Genomic DNA, 20417 nt, shown 5'->3' with positions numbered 1-20417 from the left:
TGCTGTTACACCCCGTGACAGAGCTTAGACAAGATAAGTATTAAATGCCCGTCACAAACATGCCACAAAGCAGAATTAATTCTAACAATCAGGCGCAATTGGTCGTTTTAACTCAGAAAAGCGGACGCCCCTGAGCAACCTCGTCATCGGTCGCCGGCCGACGACCGACAATTTCGAGATCAAAATAGAGGGTATAGCCAGCGAGAGGATGATTTGCATCCACTTTCACCAGATTGCCATCGATCGCCACAACCTTGACGACCTGCGCCTGATCGCCGGTGTTGGTCTGGAACTTCATACCCACTTCCAGCTTCTCAATCCCTTCGAACATCGAGCGTGGCACCTTGCGAATCAACTCAGGGTTATGCTCGCCATAGGCCATGGCTGGCGGCACGGTGACCTCAAGGCAGTCCCCCACACTGCGATCCTTCACAGCCTCCTGAATACCTTCAATGATATTCGGGCTCCCGTAGACGAAATGGAGGGGCTCGCTCCCTTCTGAAGTATCGACCAGATCACCAAGCTTGTTTTTCAGAACGTAGTGAACCGTGAAAACATCGGGTTTGACACTTGCATCAACCATCAGCCGCTTGAATTTCCTGTATTGGTGGGTGGCTCAGTCAGCTGCAGGCCATAAATCACGAGGCGCTGATCCAGCGTCTGCCTCAACCCTTTGGGGTTGGACAATCCCATGCGATCGAGAAGGGGCTGGTAAATGCCCTGCTCATCCCGCGCCCGGATAGCCTGCAATATGGCGCGGAGTTTACCACGACGACTGCCGGTTGCGGCCTTAAGCGCCTTAAGGGCTTTCCCTAACCTCAACTCATCATCGGTAAAATCGCAACCGAACGGGAATGCCGGGAACAGATCGGGCCGTCCCGGCGCAGCCAACGCCTTGCGAACAGCCTCTGGCGTGTTATTGCACCAGGCATCAGGCAATCGAAAGTTCGGGGCGACCTTGCCCGCTTTCTGCGCTTGCTTGAGCAATGAAGCCTGGAAACGCGAGTCGGCAATTCGGATCAGTCGCAGATAGACCTGCTCATCAGGCTGTCCCCGCAGATCGGCAATGCCATACTCGGTAATAACCACGTCCCGAAGATGTCGTGGAATCGTGCAGTGGGCGTAATTGAACACAATGTTGGACAGGGTCTCACCACCGGATTTCCGGGTTGCCCGCATGGTGAGGATGGATCGCCCGCCCGGTAACTCATGGGCCATAGCGACAAAGTTGTACTGACCACCAACCCCACTCACTACCCGGCCGTCCGCCAGCCCATCCGATACGGCGGCGCCGCTGAGGGTATACATCATCGCCGAATTAATAAACCGGCCATCGACCCGCTGGGCCGCCTTAAGCCGCTGATTGCCATAGCGATGATCGTAGAGCTGATTGATATAGTTGACGCTGGTCATGCACACCTGAGCGCGTTGTTCATCGGTCATTTCCCGAAGTGCCTGGTAAAACCGTTCCGGACCGACATAGAAACCACCGTGCATGACAATACCGCCTCGTAACCGGTCTCCCAGCAGGTAGGCCTCAATGGCCTTGCGCGCGTCGGGGTTATCCAGATCACCTTCCACAGAGTGCTCGCCAATGAGCAGTCGGCCACCCCGAAACTCCACGGAGTCCTTGAGAACCCCCAGGCTCACCAGCCAGGTCACGTCTCTGGACCGGAAAGGTGAATCAATCAACTGGTGCTTGCGAAGCACGTCCAGAGACTCGATGGTAATGGCGTCGCTCAGCTCCCCGCGATTGATCAATTCCTGCAGGTCCGCATTGTCGTAAACCTGACGTTTCAGGATGCCGGCCTGCATCAGATACAGGAAGCCATCCACCATCATTTCACTGCAACCATAGAGCCCTTTTTCGAAGGTTCCTGTCCCTCCTTCTGCAGCGACCATTGGAAATTGGCCCGCCACATCAAGGTGATCGAATACCGCCTGCCAATCCGGGTTCTGGGTGTGACGGAGAATTGTGCTGTAGACCAGGGCCGCACCCAAAGAGCCGATACCCACCTGCAGGGTACCGCCATCCCGCAGCAACGCGCTGGCGTAGAATCCGATCAGATGATCCTCGGGACTGATGGCCAATGCCGGAGCCGAGAACAGCGGGTAGTCCGTGGAAGGCTGCTCAAACACCACATCGAAATCCGTCTCGCCGACGGCGGCGTGATTTCCCATGTAGGGAAGATTCCGGTTTATTTCCGCCACCAGGGCCACAGGCTGCCCACCCGCTTCCCGCTCCCGCATCAGCGGAATCAGGTCCAGCGTCAGATCCGGATTGCAGCTCAGGCTGGCCCGCCCCGGATCGCCCGCACGCTCTCCGGGAGACACCATTTGCGCAACCACGTTGATCCCCTGGGACATCAGGTCCCGCACGGCATGGGTGTAATTGCTGCTGACGTAATGACGCTGCTGGGGCTTGTTGTTCAGGTAACTGCCTGCCTTGAAGAAGAACTCAGAAACCGTCACGTTGGGCGGCAGGGCATTACTGGACACCGCCCGGGCATAGGCCAGCTCGGGGATCTCACCGTACAGGCGTTCGGTGAAAGGCTCGAGGAAACGCTTCTCGAGGGAGGAACCTCCTCTGGGAGCAAGTAACGACAGAGCCGTTACGATGTGCAGCCTGATATCCGGATCGGCCTTGGCGCGCTCGTAAAGAGCGTTGGCAAACCGAACCGGTTTTCCCAGCCCCAGGGGCATACCGAGAGTAATGCTCTTGCCAACCCGACGAATGACTTCGTCGACGCAAGTCTCGACATCATTCAATCGACGACCGCTTTCCTGCGCCATTCCCAAGCTCCTTCTTATTCTCAGCCCGTTGTTTGACCAACGATGATCACATGGCCGATCAGGAGTGGCAATGTACCCGGAGGGGTTTTGTGTTTTTTTTGATCAGAAATTTAGAGAAACACTGATCTGGATCAGAAGATCCACTTGAGATTGAGGCAGGCGCCTTCGTTCAGCAGAGCAACGCCATGGTCTGGCTGGGCAGGTTCGGAAGCAAAGCGCTTGTCGTCATCTCGGCGGGACAGGGACCAGGTCAGGAGACGGGAGCCAAGCTCGGATAAAACACCGACCGAAACGTCGTCATTGTCATTGCCGGCGAGGCGTTCCTGGGCGCCGATAATCCCTTCAACGGCACTGCTTTCCGAACGCTCTTCAAAGACACGCTCGTCGGCTTCGGCACGAACCACAAAGGCGACCAGATTGAGAACAAGCAGTGCGACAAATAGACGAATAATCATGACACTTCTGAAACCTGAAAAATCGAAACGCGATACGGATATCAACTAATTCTAAAGTCTAATGATTGTGCGCCGAAAAGGTGTGAAGTTGTACACAAAGCAGTCATTTATTTGTCATTTTTTAACTTTCTTTTTGTCAAAAAATAATCCTGAATATTTCCGGATGTAATCGGAGCTGCCTTTGCCCCGACCTGGTGCCGGGGCAAAGGACCCAAAAGAGAGCGTCAAGGACAGGGGTAAGTAAATGTTTGGTGGAGATTTTCCAAAGACTCCAACAACTCTTCGCTGAGCTCGATGAACGCTGACCCCAGGTTTTCCTGAAGCTGCTCCAATGTCGTCGCACCAATGATATTACTGGTGACAAAACTCCGACTATTTACATAGGCCAATGCCATCTGTGACGGCGACAACCCGTACTCTTTCGCCAAGCCCACGTAGGCTCGGGTGGCAGCCATTCCTTGCTCGCCAGTGTAACGGCTAAACCGCTCGAAGAGCGTCAGTCGCCCGTTCTCTGGCCAGACATCGCCAAGATATTTCCCGGACAGCATGCCAAACGCCAGAGGCGAATAGGCCAAAAGCCCAACACCCTCACGATGGGCAACTTCGGCAAGACCAACCTCGAAAGAACGATTCAACAGGTTGTAGGGGTTCTGGATACTGACGGGCCTGGGCCAGTCATTTTCCCGGGAAAGACGCAGGTACTCCATGGTCCCCCAGGGGGTTTCATTTGACAGACCAACATGACGAACCTTGCCCTCCCTGACCAGTTCATCAAGAGCCTCAAGAGTCTCTTCTATGGGAGTGAAATGTTCATTCGCCTTGTGCTCGTAACCCAGCTTCCCAAAGAAATTGGCGACCCGGTCTGGCCAGTGCACCTGGTACAGGTCGATATAATCGGTCTGCAACCGCTTCAGGCTGGCCTCACAGGCCTCGCGGATGTGGTTGCGGGTAAGACGCGGCCCATTTCTCAGATAGGTCAATCCATTGCCCGGCCCCGCCACTTTGGAGGCAATCACCAAATCGTCCCTGCGCCCCCGGCGTGCCAGCCAGTTGCCCAGATAGGTTTCCGTCAGGCCTTGGGTCTCCGCGCGGGGCGGCACCGGATACATTTCGGCCGCATCAATAAAATTCACACCCTCCGAGGTGGCTAAATCCAGTTGCTCGAAGGCTTCCTGCTCGGTGTTCTGTTCGCCCCAGGTCATGGTCCCCAGGCAAATCAGACTGACATCGAGATCGGTCTTACCCAACTTCCGGGTTTCCATAGCAGCTCCTTGTTGATGTGTGACATGAAGAATGGTGGGGGTCGCGCCACGCCCGCGGGTTTCAGTCGAACAATCTCAACTGGGTCACAGGCGCATCGTCATTGCGGAAGCGTACGCCCATTCCAAGCAACCGGACCGGACGGTCGCCCTCGGCGACTAACTCCCGAAACAAAGGCAGATAGTCATCGAGCGCTGGCAACTCAATATGTTCGCGCACCCTTTCCAGCGTATGAGTAGAGAAATCACTGTAGCGTACTTTGACAAACAGCTTGTGGATCGGCTTCTTCCGGCCTTTGCGGGTCAAACGGTGAGTCAGGTCGTCCACCAGCGATGCCATCACCGTTTCACAGGCCGCCCGGTCGGGTAAATCCTGGGAAAACGTCCGCTCAACACTGACCGACTTGGCCACCCGGGAAACCACCACCGAACGCTCATCACGCCCATGGGCCATTTCGTAAAGGCGGTAACCCTGTTTGCCAAAGCGATCAATCATTACTTCCGGCGCCAGAGCCCGGATGTCACCACAGGTTTTTATCCCCAGACCGTACAGTTTTTTGGCCGTCACCTCCCCCACACCAAAAAGCTTTTCAACAGGCAGTTCCATCACAAAGGCATCAACATCTTCCGGACGGACGACAAACAGTCCGTCGGGTTTTTGCCAATCACTGGCAATCTTGGCGAGGAATTTGTTCGGAGCCACTCCCGCCGACACGGTGATGCCCACCTCCTCGAGGATGCGCGCCCGCAGTTTCCGGGCCATCAGCGTTGCGCTGCCCCTGCAATCAGAAACGTCAGTGACGTCAAGAAAGGCTTCATCCAGAGACAAAGGCTCTACCAGGTCGGTCATTTCCCGCAAAATGGCCATCACCTGTTGCGACACAGCCCGGTAACGCGCCATATCCGGCGGGACCGTCACCAGGCCCGGGCACAGGCGGCGTGCCTCACTGCCAGGCATGGCAGAACGAACCCCAAATGCCCGCGCTTTATAATTACAGGTAGTGACCACACCCCTGCCCCCGTCGCCGCCCACCGCCAGGGGAACATCGCGCAATGAGGGATCGTCACGCATCTCCACCGCTGCGTAAAAACAGTCGCAATCAATGTGGATGATTTTGCGCTGACTCATGGCTCAGGGCTCACAACAAGACACATGTACATTCATACAGCCTTGTATCTTAAGCTAACATACAGAGAATGTCAGGAAGCGTAGTCATCGCAACACAAAAACATCGCGAGGCCCCATGAGCAATCCAATCCCAGAATCCCGTCGCACTGAAATCGAGGCGGCCGCTTTTCGACGCCTGGTAAAACACCTGCAGGAACACACCGATGTACAGAACATCGACTTGATGAACCTGGCCAGTTTCTGCCGCAATTGCCTGTCGAAATGGTATCGCGCCGAGGCCCAGGAGCGTGGCTTTGACATTTCCGATCCGGATGCCCGGGAAGAAATCTACGGCATGCCCTATGACGAATGGAAAAGCCGATACCAGTCTGGAGAAAAACAGCAGGCCCCCAAGGAATGATCGTCAACGAAGCTGTACGCATCCACCTGGCGTCGCTGGCTGCAGGTCATGGCGACTTTGCCGGGACGCTGGCACTGGTTGAGCGCTTCTTCGATTATCAGCCCACGGGTTTTCATAATGGGCCTCTCGCTAACGCGCCGGGCGAAAACTCCGGCTCCTGCCGGGTGTTCGCCCTGGGGCGGTACTGCAACCTCCCCGAGTCCGACACGCTTTCGCTGTTTGCCGAGCACTACCAACAGGTCATTAACGACCCATCGGGCAGCAGCCATGCTAACATCCGGCAGTTCATCAGTACTGGCTGGTCGGGCATCCGCTTTGACGTCGAACCGCTCCGGCCGCGCCCAGCGCCCAACACCACGGAAGAGAAACATTCATGACCGATAACGCCAAGGCCGGGGTTACACAGGTTTTCCAGCTCAAGAGTGCCAGCCTATCCATTACCGCTATAGAGCTGTATTTTTTCGATAACGACGAGTTTGAAGCCACACTTCGGGACAAAATCAGTCAGGCCCCGGGCTTCTTCAAGGACATTCCCGTCATCATTGCCCTGGAAAAATACGAAGGCCTGGACAGCGAACTGGATTTTTTCAAGATTATTGGCATCTGCCGCCGGCATAACATGCATGTCGTGGGTGTTCGCGGCGGAACCGACGATCAGCGACGCCTTGCCCGTGGTGCTGCACTGGCGTTGCTGCCGGCCGCCGGCCAGAAAGAACCGGCCCGGGAGCCCGACCCTGCACCAAAACAGGCCCAGGAGGCATCACCCGCTGCCCAACCCGCAGTAGAGGTCAAATCGAGCGAAGCCGTGCCGGCAAGGGTTGTCTCCCAGCCAGTTCGTTCGGGCCAGCAAGTGTACGCACCCGAGGGCGATCTGATCATTCTGGCCCCGGTACAAGCCGGCGCGGAAGTCCTCGCGGGCGGCAACATCCACGTGTATGGGCCACTGCGGGGCAGAGCCCTGGCTGGCATCCATGGCGCCCAGAACGCCAGAATTTTTTGCCAATCCCTTGAAGCAGAGCTTGTGTCCATTGCCGGACACTATAAAATTTCAGAAGATCTTCAGAATGACGGCTGGAAAAGCGCGGTTCAAATCCAGCAAAAGGACGATTTGCTGGTGGTAACGCCACTAGACAAAGCCTGACAGTAAGACAAAATACAACAATAGAAGCATTCATTCGGCATATTCCGACGAACTCACCGCGATACAGGAAATGAACCTTGGCTAGAATCATTGTCGTCACCTCAGGAAAAGGCGGCGTTGGCAAAACCACCACCAGCGCCTCAATCAGCACCGGTCTTGCCAAGCGCGGCCACAAAACCGTCGTCATCGATTTTGATGTTGGCCTGCGAAATCTGGACCTGATCATGAACTGCGAGCGACGGGTCGTTTACGACTTCGTCAATGTCATTCAGGGAGAAGCCTCCCTCACCCAGGCACTGATCCGCGACAAGCGGGTTGAGAACCTCTACATTCTTCCTGCCTCACAGACCCGGGAAAAGGAAGCCCTGACCAAAGACGGCGTGGAAAAGGTGATCAACGAGCTGTCTGAAAACTTCGACTACATCGTGTGCGACTCACCTGCGGGCATCGAGCACGGCGCGCTGATGGCGCTGTACTACGCCGACGAGGCAGTTGTCGTTACCAACCCGGAAGTGTCCTCTGTCCGTGACTCCGACCGCATCCTTGGCATCCTGCAGAGCAAATCCCGTCGCGCCGAGATGGGTCAGGATCCGGTCAAGGAACACCTGTTGCTGACTCGCTATAACCCGGCCCGGGTTGAGCGGGGCGAAATGCTGTCCGTTAACGACGTGGAAGAAATTCTGGCCATCCCCCTGCTGGGCGTGATCCCGGAAAGTCAGGTCGTGCTTAATGCATCCAACCAGGGCGTACCGGTCATCCTGGAGGAAGAGAGTGACGCGGGCCAGGCCTACGATGACGCAGTCAGCCGCCTTCTGGGCGAAGAGCGCGAGCACCGTTTCATGACAGCCCAGAAGAAAGGCTTCTTCTCCCGCATGTTCAAGGGAGGTTAAGGCATGAGCTTCCTTGATTATTTCCGGGGCAGCAAGAAGAACACCGCCAACGTCGCCAAAGAGCGCCTGCAGATTATTGTTGCGCACGAACGCGGTCAGCGCGAGCAGCCGGACTATCTGCCGCAACTGCAGCAGGAGCTTCTGAATGTCATTCGCAAGTACGTGCAGATCAGTGATGACATGGTGCAGGTAGAGGTTGACCGGAACGACGACGTCTCCGTTCTGGAACTCAACGTCACCCTGCCCGAGCGGTAATTCGCCAGAGTTCGCCCTTCGCTGGTGGTCCCGACCGGGGCCTACCAGCGGGCGTAATGGTCTTCCATCAGGCCTCGCATGCCCCTGATGGCGATGCTCTCTCCGTCATCGCCTGTCATCTGGCCCTCAAACGTCCCGATAAACTGCCGGAAGTTGGACGCCAGCACGAGCGCATTCAGCTTTTCCTTGCGCACACCTCCGGGTTGAAAGGTCAGATCAACCCGCCCGTCATCGGTCGTCACTCGCCAGGGTTGCTCAGGGTGATATCGGTCAAAGTCGAAACAGGCGATACCCAGCTTCACACAACGGCCATCCAGCCACAGCGCATTTTCGGTCACGCCAGTTTCATTCACCCCCGCCGCCAGATTCAGCCCTATCGATCGCCCATCGGGCAACTGACCGGCCATGCAGGCCCAGTTCCAGGCTGTCTCCCGCCGCATGAAACCACAGCTCCAGTCCACGGAGCCGCGGGTTGCCTCATCAGTACGCCAGACCTCCTGCCCCCAGCGGACCTCACCATCCACTGCGAGCCCAGCTGATTTACGTGTGAAAACCCACCCGTTATAGCCAGCCGGACTCACCAGGCGAAGCGGATCCGAATCCTGCCGGAGCGTCAGGTCTACCTGAATATTCCCGGGAGCCTTCACCTGGATGTGCCGTCCGGCCACATCGGGCATGATACTCATGCTGACCTTTGCATTGGCGAATATCGCCGCTCCGCGCTCCGGCAGGGGATCAATTTCCACCCCCCGCGCCAGTGGCGCCAGGAACGACTGTTCATGCAAGGTTCCGGTCGAGAAGTCGTACAGGTAGAAAAACCCATTGGCCACCAGCTTGAGATCGACGATCGCGATACCAAACACCCAGTCGGCTCCCATGACACTGACAAACTGGAACTGGTTGAACCGCCAGCGCCGCGCCCATCGGGATCGGGGCCGGTCCATAACAGTTCGAAGGTCATAGTCCTGGAAATTGATCTCTTCGACAGCTCCCTTCAGGAGACCCGGGGTAATCTTTCCACACTCATCAATCAGTTTTTCGACCATCACAAATCCGTCAGCTTGGGCCATTTCTCGCGAGGACACCGCCAGTGAGATACCTGGTTCACAATCCCCGGTTTAAGAAAACTGAACAGCCCGACACCCATGCTAGACTCGGGCCACAATTGTCAAGGAAGCATACTTCATGAGAACTACCAGAGCCCAGAGCATTACGGGCTGGATGGCGGCCATGGGCGGCACACTGCTTGCCTTTTTCGTTTCCGCCTCCACTGCGAGCGCAGAGTTACCTGCAGAGAACGCCAAGGATTGGAAACTGCGCCAGGAAGTCGGCAACATCCGGGTCTATACCATCGACCAGTCCAATTCCAGTTTCAAGGCGTTCAAGGCTGAAGCGCTTCTGGACACCCCCATCGAAAACCTGATGGCGGTCATGATCAACCCCGGCTCCTGCCTGGAGTGGGTGCACAACTGCACCGAATCCTACGCATTTGGAGAGGGCAATTTCCACGACCGCTACGCCTACTCGGTCAACAACATGCCCTGGCCAGTCACCGACCGGGATTACGTGCTTCGCATCCGGACTCAGGGTGACGAGGAAACCGGCGAAATCATCATGGACCTCAATGCGACCCCGAACCAACGTGAGGAGTTCAGGGACCGGATTCGCGTCGACCGCTCCGACACCCTCTACCGTTTCATCCCCAGAGGCGAGCAGACCCGAATGGTCTGGGTTCAGCACACCGACCCAAACGGTTCCCTTCCCGGCTGGCTGGTTAACTCACTTCTGGTGGACATTCCCGTCCGCTCCCTGCAGGCACTGGAACGCGTCGCTAACAAGGAACGCTATCAGGGCTATGAACTGGTCTATGACGAGACTGGCAAACTGACCAGTGTTCGCAACTCAGCTCGTTAGCAAGAAGGGGATGACTCGTCTCCGGTGAGACGATAAGCTTGGGCAAAAGAACCACAAAAGGCAGGCACCGATCCATGACGGTTCTCGCTTACGAGATCATGACTCCCAGCATCAAGGCTGTTCCCCAGGCCTGGACCATGGACCGGCTCGCCCGCTTCCTCATCGACAACGAAATAACCGGCAGCCCGGTCACCAATGACCAGGGCGACATTGTCGGGATTGTCACCCTCAAGGACATCACCGAGTTCCGCTGGAATGCCAACCGGTCTGAAACCGATAACCGTCTGACCCCGGAAGAGGAGGAAGAGGCCAGGCGCCTGCGCATGTTCATTTTCGAGGAAATGAGCAAAGTCCCGGTGGAAGTTCGGGACATCATGACCCCCAGCGTCCTGTCCGTCGACGAACAAACCCCGGTTCATGACATCGCGGACATCATGATGCGCGAACACCTGCACCGGATCTTTGTAAAAAAAGATAAAAAAATAACGGGAATAATAACCACATACGATATGCTCAAGTTAATCTCAGACAAGGAACTGATGCAGCGATGTGCCCTGTAACAACAGCTTGACCAGAGAGGTAGCGCGACCTATGCCCGGAGCACCTGAAGCTCACAAGAAGATGTACGTCCTCGACACCAACGTCCTGATTCACGATCCCAACGCCCTCCTGAATTTTGAAGAACACGATGTCATCATCCCGATGACAGTCCTCGAAGAACTCGACAACCTCAAATCCGGCAAGCAGGCCGTTGCCGCCGATTGCCGCCAGGCCATCCGAAACATCGACAAACTCCTCGGCGATGCCACCCCGAAGGAAATCGAAAAGGGTGTTCCCATTGTCCGTGCCGAAAAAGCGGATCCATTGGGCAGGCTACTGATTCTGATGAGCACGCAGCACTCCGAGACTCACTCGCTGCCAGAGCACCTGAACGACAACAAGATCATCAATACCCTTGCGGCCCTGCAGGAAAAGCACGAAGGCTATGAGATCATCCTCGTCAGCAAAGACATCAACATGCGCCTGAAAGCTCGCGGGTTCGGTGTAGAAGCGCAGGACTACCACAACGACCAGTTGCTGGACGACATTGACCTGTTGCCCAAGGGCTACCACGAGTTCCCCAACTCTTTCTGGGACACCATTGAGAAAGTTGAAACCGTGCAGCGCGAAGGTGTTACTGAACACATCCTCAGGCGAGAGGGCGCGCTGGCACAGTTGCACATCAACGAGTTCGTGATTGACGAGCAGGGCTTCGTGGGCCGGGTTACCGACCTGTCCAGCGATCAAATCGTCATTCGTGACCTGCATCAGCACGACCTGATGGATGAGGAGGTCTGGGGTCTGGTGCCACGGGACATTTACCAGGCACTGGCCCTGAACCTGCTGCTGGACCCGGAGGTCCATCTGGTGAACCTGACCGGCTCTGCAGGCTCTGGTAAAACCATCCTGGCGCTGGCCGCCTGCATCGAAATGACCGTGGCCAGCAAGCTTTACAAGCGCATCATTGCCACCCGCTCCACCCAGGGTCTGGATGAGGACATTGGTTTCCTGCCGGGCACCGAAGCCGAGAAAATGGAGCCCTGGCTGGGGGCCATCGTGGATAACCTCGAAGCCCTGCACGAAGACGACGAGAACATGACGGCAAGCGTGGATTACATCCTCAGCAAGGTGCCACTGCACTTCAAGTCGATGAACTACATCCGGGGCCGGAGCTTCCAGCACAGCCTGATCATCATCGATGAGTCACAAAACCTGACGCCACACCAGATCAAGACGATCATCACCCGGGCCGGCAACGGTTCCAAGGTGATCTGTCTGGGTAACCTGGCTCAGATCGATACCCCGTACCTCAGTTCCCTGAGTTCAGGCCTGACCTATATGACCGAGCGCTTCAAGAATTTTCGTCACGGCGGACACATCCATCTGCAAGGCGTGCCCAGATCGGCCCTGGCGGAATACGCCGAAGCCAACCTCTAACTCAAAACACCCCAACCGGGAATTTACCGGTTGGGGTGTTTGCTCAGGGCTACAGATGCCTTTGTCGCCCACAGGGCGTTGCTGTCTCTGGCGTCAGGCGGTCGCCACCTTCTCCGCCCGCTGGCGCTGCAGCAGAAACGCCACAACCGCCAGCGCGATACCGCCAAGATCGGTCCAGACTCCACCTTCGATCATCAGTAGGGCCGACGCAATCAGCAGAAGCCTGACCAGCCACGGCGCCGCAGCCCGGGCAAACCAGCCCAGCACACCACCGGAGAGCAGATACACACCAAAGGTCGCCGTGATCAAAGCCCGCACAATGTCAAACCAGCCTGCTTCCATCAATAGCGCACTGTTGTAGAAGAACATGAACGGCACGATGAAAGCGGCAATTCCGATCCGGAAAGACGCCACCGAGGTTTCCATGGCATTGGCTCCCGAGATGCCGGCGGCGGCGTAGGACGCCAGGGCCACCGGCGGTGTGATGGCTGACACCACGGCAAAGTAGAACACAAAGAAGTGCGCGGTGAGCGGATCGATACCCAACTGCACCAGGCCCGGTGCCACCACGGATGCCGCCACCGCGTACGCAGCGGTCGTGGGCATGCCCATACCGAGCAATATCGAAATCAGCATGGCAAAGATGAGCGCCAGCAGATGACTTGCCTCCGCCAGGTCCAGGAGCAACACGGAAAAGCGAGCGCCAACCCCGGTCAGTGAAATGACCCCAACGATCACTCCCGCAGCAGCACATACGGCGATGATCTGGACCGACATGTAGGAGGCGATTTCCAGGGCCTTGAGAACACTACGCCATCCCATCTTGTTCGGTGACAGCCAGCTCACCACCGCCGCTGAAACCGTGGCCAGGGTGCCCGCCCGGATTACCGAGTACCCCTGAAACAGGGCCACAATCAGAATCAGGATGGGGATAAACAGGTATACCTGCTTGAGCAGACGCTTCAGGTTCGGCAACTCGTCTTCACGCATGCCGCGCATGCCAAGTTTTTTCGCCTCGAAGTCCACCATGAAAAACACAGAGGCAAAGTAAAGGATGGCCGGGATGATGGCGGCGATAGCAATCTCGGTATAAGGGATACCGGTGATCTCCGCCATGATGAACGCGCCCGCCCCCATGATCGGTGGCATGATCTGACCACCGGTAGAGGCGGCCGCTTCGACGGCACCCGCCGACTTCTTGCTGTAACCCACCCGTTTCATCAGCGGTATGGTCAGGGAGCCGGTCGATACAACGTTTCCGGCACTGGTGCCGTTGATCATGCCCATCAGACCAGAGGCAAAGATAGCGACCTTGGCGGGACCACCCCGGGAGCGACCAGCGGCCGCAAAGGCGAAGTTTACGAAATAGTCCCCGACCTTCGACGCCTGCAAGAAGGCCGCGAAGATGATGAACAGGATAATGTAAGTCGATGACACTGCGGTCGTAGGCCCGAGAATACCCGCGTCCGTATAGACCTGGCTGAAGAAGCGCTGCACGGACAGCCCCGGATACCCTAGGAAGCCCGGCAGATAGGGCCCTGCAAACACGTAGCCCAGAAAGATCAGCCCTATGACAACCAGTGCGAGGCCCGCGACCCGACGGGTCAACTCCATGATCAGAGCGGTGCCGGCAATCGCGGCGAATGAAATCCCGATGGGCGCAAATGAGGTGCCCGTGGACATCCTCATGGAGGTGTTATAAACCACCAGCAGGTAACCCGCGACCACAATTGAACACACCACCAGGACCAGGTCCGGAAGACTCAAGTGTTCACGATCACGCTGATGGAACCAGGTAACCAGTATGCCGAGCCCGGTCGCGGCCAGCAGTGGCCAGCCGAAATGCCAGGTTTCCAGTTCGGCAGGAATCCGCATGGTTCCACTCTGGATCATCCCGTGGAAAACATACACCTGATAGAGCGCGTAAAGGGCCGGAAGCATCAGCACCCAGGCAGCCCACGTGGTCCAGCGCCGGCGATGCCAGCCTTCTTCAATCGTCACAAATCGCGCGCCGGCATACAGGATGAAGCCAAGCACCAGCGCGCCGGCGATATGCACGATGCGGAAGGACCAGGTTTCCAGTGGCGCAATATTCAGGGTATACAGGTGAAACGCGGAGTAAACGATCGCCAGGAACATCACCAGCTTGAGCAATCCGCCGGTAAAAAGGCGCCTGTTTGCCTCGACAGGTTCCTCGTCCACATCGTGGGCGAGCATATGGTCAGCGTCTTCTGGCAAAGGGGTACTGTTGTTTTTCGGATGCGTGTCTTCGGCCATAAATCAACCTTGGTATGCGGGAACTGCCGCCGGCAAATATAAAAAGGGCCACGCTTGTGGCCCTTCACTACAGCTGGTTACTACTTGATCGCGCCGTCTTCAATGGGAAAACCGTTCTCATTGAACCAGCGAGCGGCTCCTGCGTGCCACGGCAACACGTTGTTCTTGTCGTAGTTCTCAGGAACGGAGTGGCGGGCGGCCTTGTGGATGGATACCATCTTGTCGTTGTTTTCCATAGTCAGCTTGGTAATTTCATACACGAAGCTTTCCGGAACGTCGCAATTGACCATGGCGAAGTTCCACATGGAGACAACCCGGGACGGCTCGTCCAACGACTGGTAGGTTCCTGGCTGGATGTTGAACTCGGAAACCGGAAACGCCTCGGTAATCTTGGCCGCTTCCTCATCGGTCATGCTGATGATGTTAACGTCGGTCTGAGCCTCAAGCTGGCTTACGGCAGGCACTGGCACACCGGCTGCGAACGCAACGACGTCGATCAGACCATCCTGGAGCTGGCCACCAAGATCAGACCAGCTACCGTTGCGGCGCTCGAAGTTGACGCCCAGAGTTTCCATCATCCGGGGGAAATAAGTGTCTGACGTGGAACCGGCAGGGCCAAAGCCGATGGTGGCACCGTCCGGAATATCAGAAATAGACTTGATGCCGGAACTGGACAGAGCGGTCACCGAAAACGGCGTTTCGTACATCGGGAACATGGCGCACACATTGTTCATTTTCATACCTGGCGCCAGCGGACTGTTGCCGTCCATGGATTCCCGCGCAGGGCCAAGCGTGGTCAGACCAAACTTGAGGTCGCCGGTGTGCACCAGGGCCATATTCTGCATCGGACCACCCGTGATTTCACCGCCGCCGGAAACGCCCAGGTTTTCGGCAACAAAGTTCGCCCAGCCAGATCCATAGGCAAAATAGGTTCCCCCCTGACTGGCGGTTCCAACGGTAAAGCTCTCCGGCCAGCCTTCACGGTCCTGAGCCGAAATCGGAGTTGCAACAACGATAGTAGAGGCTAGCGCAGCCAGAACGGCTTGTTTTTTCATGGTGATCGATCTCCCTTTCTTTATTGTTTATCAGTACTGAGCAAGAAATGATATAGCCCTGCCCGCCCTGATTCGATTCGGGCCAGGCGCACGGAGATTACCTCCAGCATTCGGTTTCCAAACGCAAAACTGATTAGGAAACATCCCGTTATCAGTCTAGCTGGGATATTCGGAGAAAGGTCTAGGACGAAAGTCGAAGGGAATCACCAGCGCCCCTGAAGCGTCGCAACCAGCCGCCGGCTTCCGGCCCGGTTCCGATGCTCACACAGGTAAATTCCCTGCCAGGTACCAAGGGCAAGGCGCCCCTGATGAATGGGTAGCGTCAGCGAGGGGCCGATCATGATGCTTTTGATGTGGGCAGGCATGTCGTCCGGCCCCTCCATGACATGGGCATAGTGCGGGGCATTCTCTGGCACCATCACGTTGAAATGACGTTCCAGATCACCCCGCACATCCGGATCAGCATTTTCGTTGACCGCCAGCGACGCGGAGGTGTGCTGAATGAACAGGTGCAGCAGCCCTACTTCACAGTGGGTCAGCTCCGGGGCCTGTGCCAGAACCTCATTAGTCACGAGATGAAAGCCCCTGGGCAGGGGCGAGAGCTCAATGATAGTTTGATCCCAAATCATCCCACGCCTCCCGGACACAGGCCTATCGTTGCAAATCGTCCCACGGATGCACCGGAACAACCGCATCGGGCGATTCGTTTTCCAGGGAGCTTCGGAAATAATCCATGGCCTTCTCCGCCTCGCCCAGCTCCTCGAAACGGGCGATGTGATAGATCGCCTCCCCCTCGTTCACCAAGGGGAGGTTATTCACACAGATCACGATGCCGGAACAGGGCGACAGCACGGTCGCTTCGGATTCCCCGAAAGGATCTGCCACCATGGCCAGACGCTGGCCTTTGCGTACCTTCTGCCCAAGCCAGGCAATGGGACGCATGATGCCGTCAATGTCGGCCCGCACCCACTGGGATGTAACGGCCGTTTCCGATCGGTTTTTGGGCGCCTTGGGGGCTTTTTTCACCGGGATCATTTCCAGTTCCCGCATTACCCGGATCACTCCCCGGGCACCGCTGGTGATGACCACCTCGTCAAAGCGTAGGGCTTCGCCGCCTTCAAAGGTGATGACGGGAATGTCCAGAGAATCGGCGTAGGCTCGCAAGCTGCCCTCCCGCAGTCCGGCCTTGATGATGATCGGCGCACCAAAAGCGTTGGCCATGCGTTCGGTTTCCGGGTTGTTCAGCTCAGCACGGATTTGCGGCAGATTAAAGCGATGAATGGCTCCGGTGTGCAGATCGATGATGTGAGTGACTTTCTCCATGATCTGGGTGCGCAGCAAGTACGCAATGCGCCCTCCCAGAGAACCGGTTTCATTGCCCGGAAAACACCGGTTCAGGTCCCGGCGGTCCGGCAGGTAACGGGTGCGTTGAACGAAGCCAAAGATGTTTACGATGGGAACCGCCACCAGCGTTCCCCGGAGATGCCGGAGTGCCGAGTTCTTCAGCACCCGGCGAATGATTTCCACGCCATTGATCTCGTCGCCATGAATCGCGGCACATACCATCATGACGGGGCCGTCCCGGCGACCGTGAATCACCTCCACCGGGATATGCAGCGGCGTATGGGTGTAGAGTTTGGCAACCGGCACTTCGACGGTTTCCCGCGTACCCGGTTTTATCAGCGTCCCTGCTATTTCAAATGGCTCACGAGCCATACATCATCCCCGCCCTTTAGTTCTTGTTTTCCACGGCTTGTAGTTCTTTTCGGTCCAGTTGATGATCATGCCGGCGACATTCTTGCCGGTCGCACTCTCAATGCCCTCCAGCCCCGGTGAGGAATTCACCTCCATCACCAGTGGCCCACGGCTGGAACGCAGCAAGTCCACACCAGCCACATTCAGCCCCATGGATTTGGCCGCCATGACCGCCGTGCGCCTTTCTTCCGGAGTAATCCGAACCAGGGAGGCCGTACCACCACGGTGCAAATTGGAGCGGAATTCCCCGTCGGCCCCTTGCCGCTTCATTGCAGCGATGACCTTGTCGCCGATCACGAAGCAGCGAATATCCGCACCGCCCGCTTCCTTGATGAACTCCTGCACAAGGATATCGGCTTTCAAGCCCATGAAGGCCTCAATCACACTCTCCGCCGCCTTGCGGGTTTCCGCCAGCACAACGCCAATACCCTGGGTGCCCTGCAGCAACTTGATCACCACCGGCGCACCGCCCACCATTTTAAGCAGCTCGGGCACGTTATCCGGCTTGTTGGCAAAGCCTGTCACCGGCATGCCCACGCCTTTTCGGGCCAGAAGCTGCAGTGAACGAAGCTTATCCCGCGATCTGGAAATTGCGACCGACTCATTAACAGGGAAAACCCCCATCATCTCAAACTGACGCAGCACAGCCGTGCCGTAGAAGGTGACCGAAGCACCGATCCGGGGGATGACCACGTCAAACCCGTCCAGAATTTCCTCGTGATAATGGATCTGGGGGTTGGCGGAGGTGATGTTCATGGAGCAGTGCAGGCAGTCGATGACATGTACTTCGTGCCCCCGATTGATGCCCTCCTCCACCATGCGTCGGGTGGAATACAGATTCTTATTCCGGGATAAAACCGCAATTTTCATACGTCAGTCCTTAGGTCCGGTTCTCCGGCGAGGTACGAGGCTTCAGGGTGGACAACAGCGCGTCTGGCCATTGCCGTACGTCCCAACAACATCCGGAAACGCATGGAATCCCTGTTCGTTAGTGTCATTTCAACGGGCCAGCGCTGCTGCCCGACAACCAGCGTTGTTTCGATCACCAGGCGCTCCTCACGGTGGCCACCGGAGTCGGATACCACACGTTCATCCAGAATCCTGGCATCGCATTCAATCACTTCATGCAGATCGTTTTGCACCGGATGGACCCAGAATCGGACCCTGCGTTCACCGTTTTCCGTGTAGGGCTCCGTGCGAAACGCGTGCAGGCAGGACGTTCTGGCGCCCGTGTCCACTTTGGCTTTGATCCGGTTGATATCGAGGTCAGGCAGTGCGACCCATTCTCGCCAGCCCAGGGCTATTTTGGCGCTGTCGGTGACCTGCTCATCAGGCTCGATGCCTTTCTCATTTTTCGTCGACATCCAGAATTTCCTTATTATCTTGAGTGTCCGGTCCCAGAAGCTGAACGCGGAACGGTGCGGAGTGGCTGCCCGCGTAGACACTGGTATGTGGGAAGGGGATTTCGATGCCTTCGCGATCAAGCATTTTCTTGATGGCCACCATGATGCTGCTACGCCCATCGAGGACTTTGTCCTGCGGCACCCAGACGGAAAACTGCACGTCTACTGACGATGGACCGAAGGCCGTGACTACGACAAAGGGCTTTGGCTCCTCAAGACAAACCGGCTCGTTTTCGGCCAGTTTGAGCAACAAGGTTTCCACGCGCTCTACATCTTCAGCGTAGGCAATCCCTACGACCAGGTCGAGCCTGCGTATCGGGAACCTCGACCGGTTCACCACTCTGGACTTGATCAGGGTTTCGTTCGGAATACGAACGTAAAGGTTGTCCGGCGTGCGCAGTTTGACACTCAGCAAATCGATCGCCACCACCTCACCGATGGTTCCCTCCACCTCAATCACGTTACCAATTTCGAAGGATTTCTCCATCAAAAGGAATAATCCGCTGATCATGTTGGACGCCGAGGTCTGGGATGCAAAACCGAGGGCAACGGTCAGGATACCAGCTGCCCCCAGCACCACATCCAGGGAAAAGCCGGCTTCCCTAAGGGCCGCCATGGCAAACAGCAGGACCACCACATAAAACACCAGGCGCCGGATAACGACATTATGGTGCCGGGATGTGCGGTCCCCAATGAGCCGGGAGATACTCCTGGCTGCCAACGAGCCAAGTATCAGCCCAAGAATCACCAGAAACGCCGCATTCAGCCACTGGCTGAGGTCAGTGCTGATCCATCCGAACAGGGCGTCGGTGCCCGCGTTGTCTTCCAATGTCTGCTCCTTGAATTACCCGAACATCCGGTCAAAGGCCCGAATCAGTCGGCCACGGGAAACCCGCTCCCGGGCCGGCCCAACTTGTTGGGCGTCTCCGGCCGCCGGCATCAGGGCCTGGTCCACACGCAGGGTGGCAGAATTCATATCGGTTTCACACTCCACCGTCACACCAGGCGTCCACAGCTGCCCCTTCGAATTCAAGTGGAGCGACAGCAACGGCGTGGGAAGGCTGAAGCGCTCCAGCAGCAGAGGCTCCTTTCGTCGGTTGATGATGGTCACCGGGGTAATGGCTCGCCAGGGTCGCTTGGGCACCGCTTCCAGCACCAGACGTGCAAAACTGGCCGATGAATAACAAAGTTCGCCTTCCATTGTGTTGGGACCAACCCAGGTCATGGAGGGCACCGCCAGCGGGACTTCCGTCAGAACCGACTGACTCTCACCAACACAGACCTTCATCCACACTAGGGTTCCAACGTAAATCACACAGCGCTGACCGGCAGGTATGGTCATGGCCTGGTATGGGCGGATCACCGTTGGCAGGGAGGCGACCGCCGGGATGAAAGTAACGGATTCGGTGTCCGTATCGGTGGTCCGGATAAACCGCTGAAGCGGAACGTCGGTTGAGGGCAGCACATGGCTGACGCCTTCCGTCCAGGTGACCGGGTCTGTTCCCGATTCCAGGGTCTGAGCCCTTACCTGCCATTCGCGATCCAGCAACGTGATCCAGAGGCGAACCTGACCAAGCTCATGATACTGGGTTTGCCCCGACGACAAACTGTAGGGCTTTGCCCACACGCCGTCACTACGGCCCTCGGCTACCGAATCCATGTCTGCTGGGCATCTCCTGTAACAATGAAGCGATACGGCGTCTACTATAATCCA

The 20417-nt window shown here is 56.9% G+C and carries 22 protein-coding genes; 8 read left to right on the top strand and 14 right to left on the bottom strand.

Features of this window, described 5'->3' with window-relative positions; translation table 11 throughout:
* Positions 1-112: 112 nt before the first annotated feature.
* From K8I84_RS00710 to dinB, 5 genes are all read right to left on the bottom strand, one after another.
* The gene (locus K8I84_RS00710) at positions 113-583 is read right to left on the bottom strand and encodes a peptidylprolyl isomerase (RefSeq protein WP_223792804.1); all 471 of its coding nucleotides are present in this window, start codon (positions 581-583) and stop codon (positions 113-115) included.
* The gene (locus K8I84_RS00705) at positions 583-2793 is read right to left on the bottom strand and encodes an acetyl-CoA hydrolase/transferase C-terminal domain-containing protein (RefSeq protein ID WP_223792803.1); all 2211 of its coding nucleotides are present in this window, start codon (positions 2791-2793) and stop codon (positions 583-585) included. The genes K8I84_RS00710 and K8I84_RS00705 overlap by 1 nt, the downstream gene beginning before the upstream one ends.
* Before the next feature lie 131 nt (positions 2794-2924).
* Positions 2925-3248: a hypothetical protein gene (locus K8I84_RS00700; RefSeq protein WP_223792802.1), complete on the bottom strand. Its 324-nt coding sequence runs from the start codon at positions 3246-3248 to the stop codon at positions 2925-2927.
* Positions 3249-3472: 224 nt separating this feature from the next.
* The gene (locus K8I84_RS00695; RefSeq protein WP_223792801.1) at positions 3473-4510 is read right to left on the bottom strand and encodes an NADP(H)-dependent aldo-keto reductase; all 1038 of its coding nucleotides are present in this window, start codon (positions 4508-4510) and stop codon (positions 3473-3475) included.
* A 61-nt stretch (positions 4511-4571) separates the two neighbouring features.
* Positions 4572-5636, bottom strand: a complete 1065-nt coding sequence (dinB, locus tag K8I84_RS00690) for a DNA polymerase IV (RefSeq protein ID WP_223792800.1) — start codon at positions 5634-5636, stop codon at positions 4572-4574.
* A gap of 115 nt (positions 5637-5751) precedes the next feature.
* On the opposite strand from dinB, the gene K8I84_RS00685 reads away from it, so the two are divergent.
* The 5 genes from K8I84_RS00685 (at position 5752) to minE (ending at position 8322) form a co-directional block, all read left to right on the top strand.
* Positions 5752-6036, top strand: a complete 285-nt coding sequence (locus tag K8I84_RS00685) for a DUF1244 domain-containing protein (RefSeq protein ID WP_223792799.1) — start codon at positions 5752-5754, stop codon at positions 6034-6036.
* Positions 6033-6413 (top strand): HopJ type III effector protein, encoded by a 381-nt coding sequence (locus K8I84_RS00680; protein ID WP_223792798.1) that lies wholly within the window; start codon positions 6033-6035, stop codon positions 6411-6413. The genes K8I84_RS00685 and K8I84_RS00680 overlap by 4 nt, the downstream gene beginning before the upstream one ends.
* Positions 6410-7177, top strand: a complete 768-nt coding sequence (gene minC / locus K8I84_RS00675; protein WP_223792797.1) for a septum site-determining protein MinC — start codon at positions 6410-6412, stop codon at positions 7175-7177. The genes K8I84_RS00680 and minC overlap by 4 nt, the downstream gene beginning before the upstream one ends.
* Before the next feature lie 77 nt (positions 7178-7254).
* A complete protein-coding gene (gene minD / locus K8I84_RS00670; protein ID WP_223792796.1) occupies positions 7255-8067 on the top strand; it encodes a septum site-determining protein MinD in 813 nt (270 codons plus the stop codon).
* A 3-nt stretch (positions 8068-8070) separates the two neighbouring features.
* Complete coding sequence (minE, locus tag K8I84_RS00665; RefSeq protein WP_223792795.1) at positions 8071-8322, top strand: cell division topological specificity factor MinE; 252 nt, start codon at positions 8071-8073, stop codon at positions 8320-8322.
* Between the two features lie 41 nt (positions 8323-8363).
* Here minE and K8I84_RS00660 read toward each other — a convergent pair whose 3' ends face one another.
* The gene (locus K8I84_RS00660) at positions 8364-9392 is read right to left on the bottom strand and encodes a DUF2804 domain-containing protein (RefSeq protein WP_223792794.1); all 1029 of its coding nucleotides are present in this window, start codon (positions 9390-9392) and stop codon (positions 8364-8366) included.
* Between the two features lie 115 nt (positions 9393-9507).
* Between K8I84_RS00660 and K8I84_RS00655 the strand changes: the two genes are divergently transcribed.
* From K8I84_RS00655 to K8I84_RS00645, 3 genes are all read left to right on the top strand, one after another.
* The gene (locus tag K8I84_RS00655) at positions 9508-10236 is read left to right on the top strand and encodes an START domain-containing protein (RefSeq protein ID WP_223792793.1); all 729 of its coding nucleotides are present in this window, start codon (positions 9508-9510) and stop codon (positions 10234-10236) included.
* Positions 10237-10310: 74 nt separating this feature from the next.
* On the top strand, positions 10311-10796 hold the full coding sequence (locus K8I84_RS00650; protein ID WP_223792792.1) for an HPP family protein: 486 nt from the start codon (positions 10311-10313) through the stop codon (positions 10794-10796).
* Positions 10797-10857: 61 nt separating this feature from the next.
* Positions 10858-12213 carry a PhoH family protein gene (locus K8I84_RS00645; protein ID WP_223793702.1) on the top strand — a complete coding sequence of 452 codons (1356 nt, stop codon included), beginning with the start codon at positions 10858-10860 and terminating at the stop codon, positions 12211-12213.
* Between the two features lie 93 nt (positions 12214-12306).
* On the opposite strand, the gene K8I84_RS00640 is transcribed toward K8I84_RS00645, so the two are convergent.
* From K8I84_RS00640 to K8I84_RS00605, 8 genes are all read right to left on the bottom strand, one after another.
* Entirely contained in the window at positions 12307-14490 is a 2184-nt protein-coding gene (locus K8I84_RS00640; protein WP_223792791.1) for a TRAP transporter permease, read from the bottom strand.
* A gap of 80 nt (positions 14491-14570) precedes the next feature.
* The gene (locus K8I84_RS00635) at positions 14571-15545 is read right to left on the bottom strand and encodes a TAXI family TRAP transporter solute-binding subunit (protein WP_223792790.1); all 975 of its coding nucleotides are present in this window, start codon (positions 15543-15545) and stop codon (positions 14571-14573) included.
* 203 nt (positions 15546-15748) lie between these two features.
* Complete coding sequence (locus tag K8I84_RS00630; RefSeq protein ID WP_223792789.1) at positions 15749-16174, bottom strand: secondary thiamine-phosphate synthase enzyme YjbQ; 426 nt, start codon at positions 16172-16174, stop codon at positions 15749-15751.
* Positions 16175-16196: 22 nt separating this feature from the next.
* Positions 16197-17261 carry a succinylglutamate desuccinylase/aspartoacylase family protein gene (locus K8I84_RS00625; RefSeq protein WP_223792788.1) on the bottom strand — a complete coding sequence of 355 codons (1065 nt, stop codon included), beginning with the start codon at positions 17259-17261 and terminating at the stop codon, positions 16197-16199.
* Positions 17262-17264: 3 nt separating this feature from the next.
* On the bottom strand, positions 17265-18170 hold the full coding sequence (rimK, locus tag K8I84_RS00620) for a 30S ribosomal protein S6--L-glutamate ligase (protein ID WP_223792787.1): 906 nt from the start codon (positions 18168-18170) through the stop codon (positions 17265-17267).
* Positions 18167-18664, bottom strand: coding sequence for an ATP-dependent zinc protease (locus K8I84_RS00615; RefSeq protein WP_223792786.1), 498 nt, complete (start codon positions 18662-18664; stop codon positions 18167-18169). Before K8I84_RS00615 ends, rimK begins: the two co-directional genes overlap by 4 nt.
* Positions 18648-19532 carry a mechanosensitive ion channel family protein gene (locus K8I84_RS00610; RefSeq protein WP_223792785.1) on the bottom strand — a complete coding sequence of 295 codons (885 nt, stop codon included), beginning with the start codon at positions 19530-19532 and terminating at the stop codon, positions 18648-18650. Before K8I84_RS00610 ends, K8I84_RS00615 begins: the two co-directional genes overlap by 17 nt.
* Before the next feature lie 15 nt (positions 19533-19547).
* Positions 19548-20363, bottom strand: a complete 816-nt coding sequence (locus K8I84_RS00605; RefSeq protein WP_223792784.1) for a hypothetical protein — start codon at positions 20361-20363, stop codon at positions 19548-19550.
* Positions 20364-20417 lie beyond the last annotated feature (54 nt).

The organism is Marinobacter sp. F4216, from assembly GCF_019931195.1.
Lineage (GTDB): Bacteria > Pseudomonadota > Gammaproteobacteria > Pseudomonadales > Oleiphilaceae > Marinobacter > Marinobacter suaedae.
This window is presented reverse-complemented; position numbering and strand designations above follow the sequence as displayed.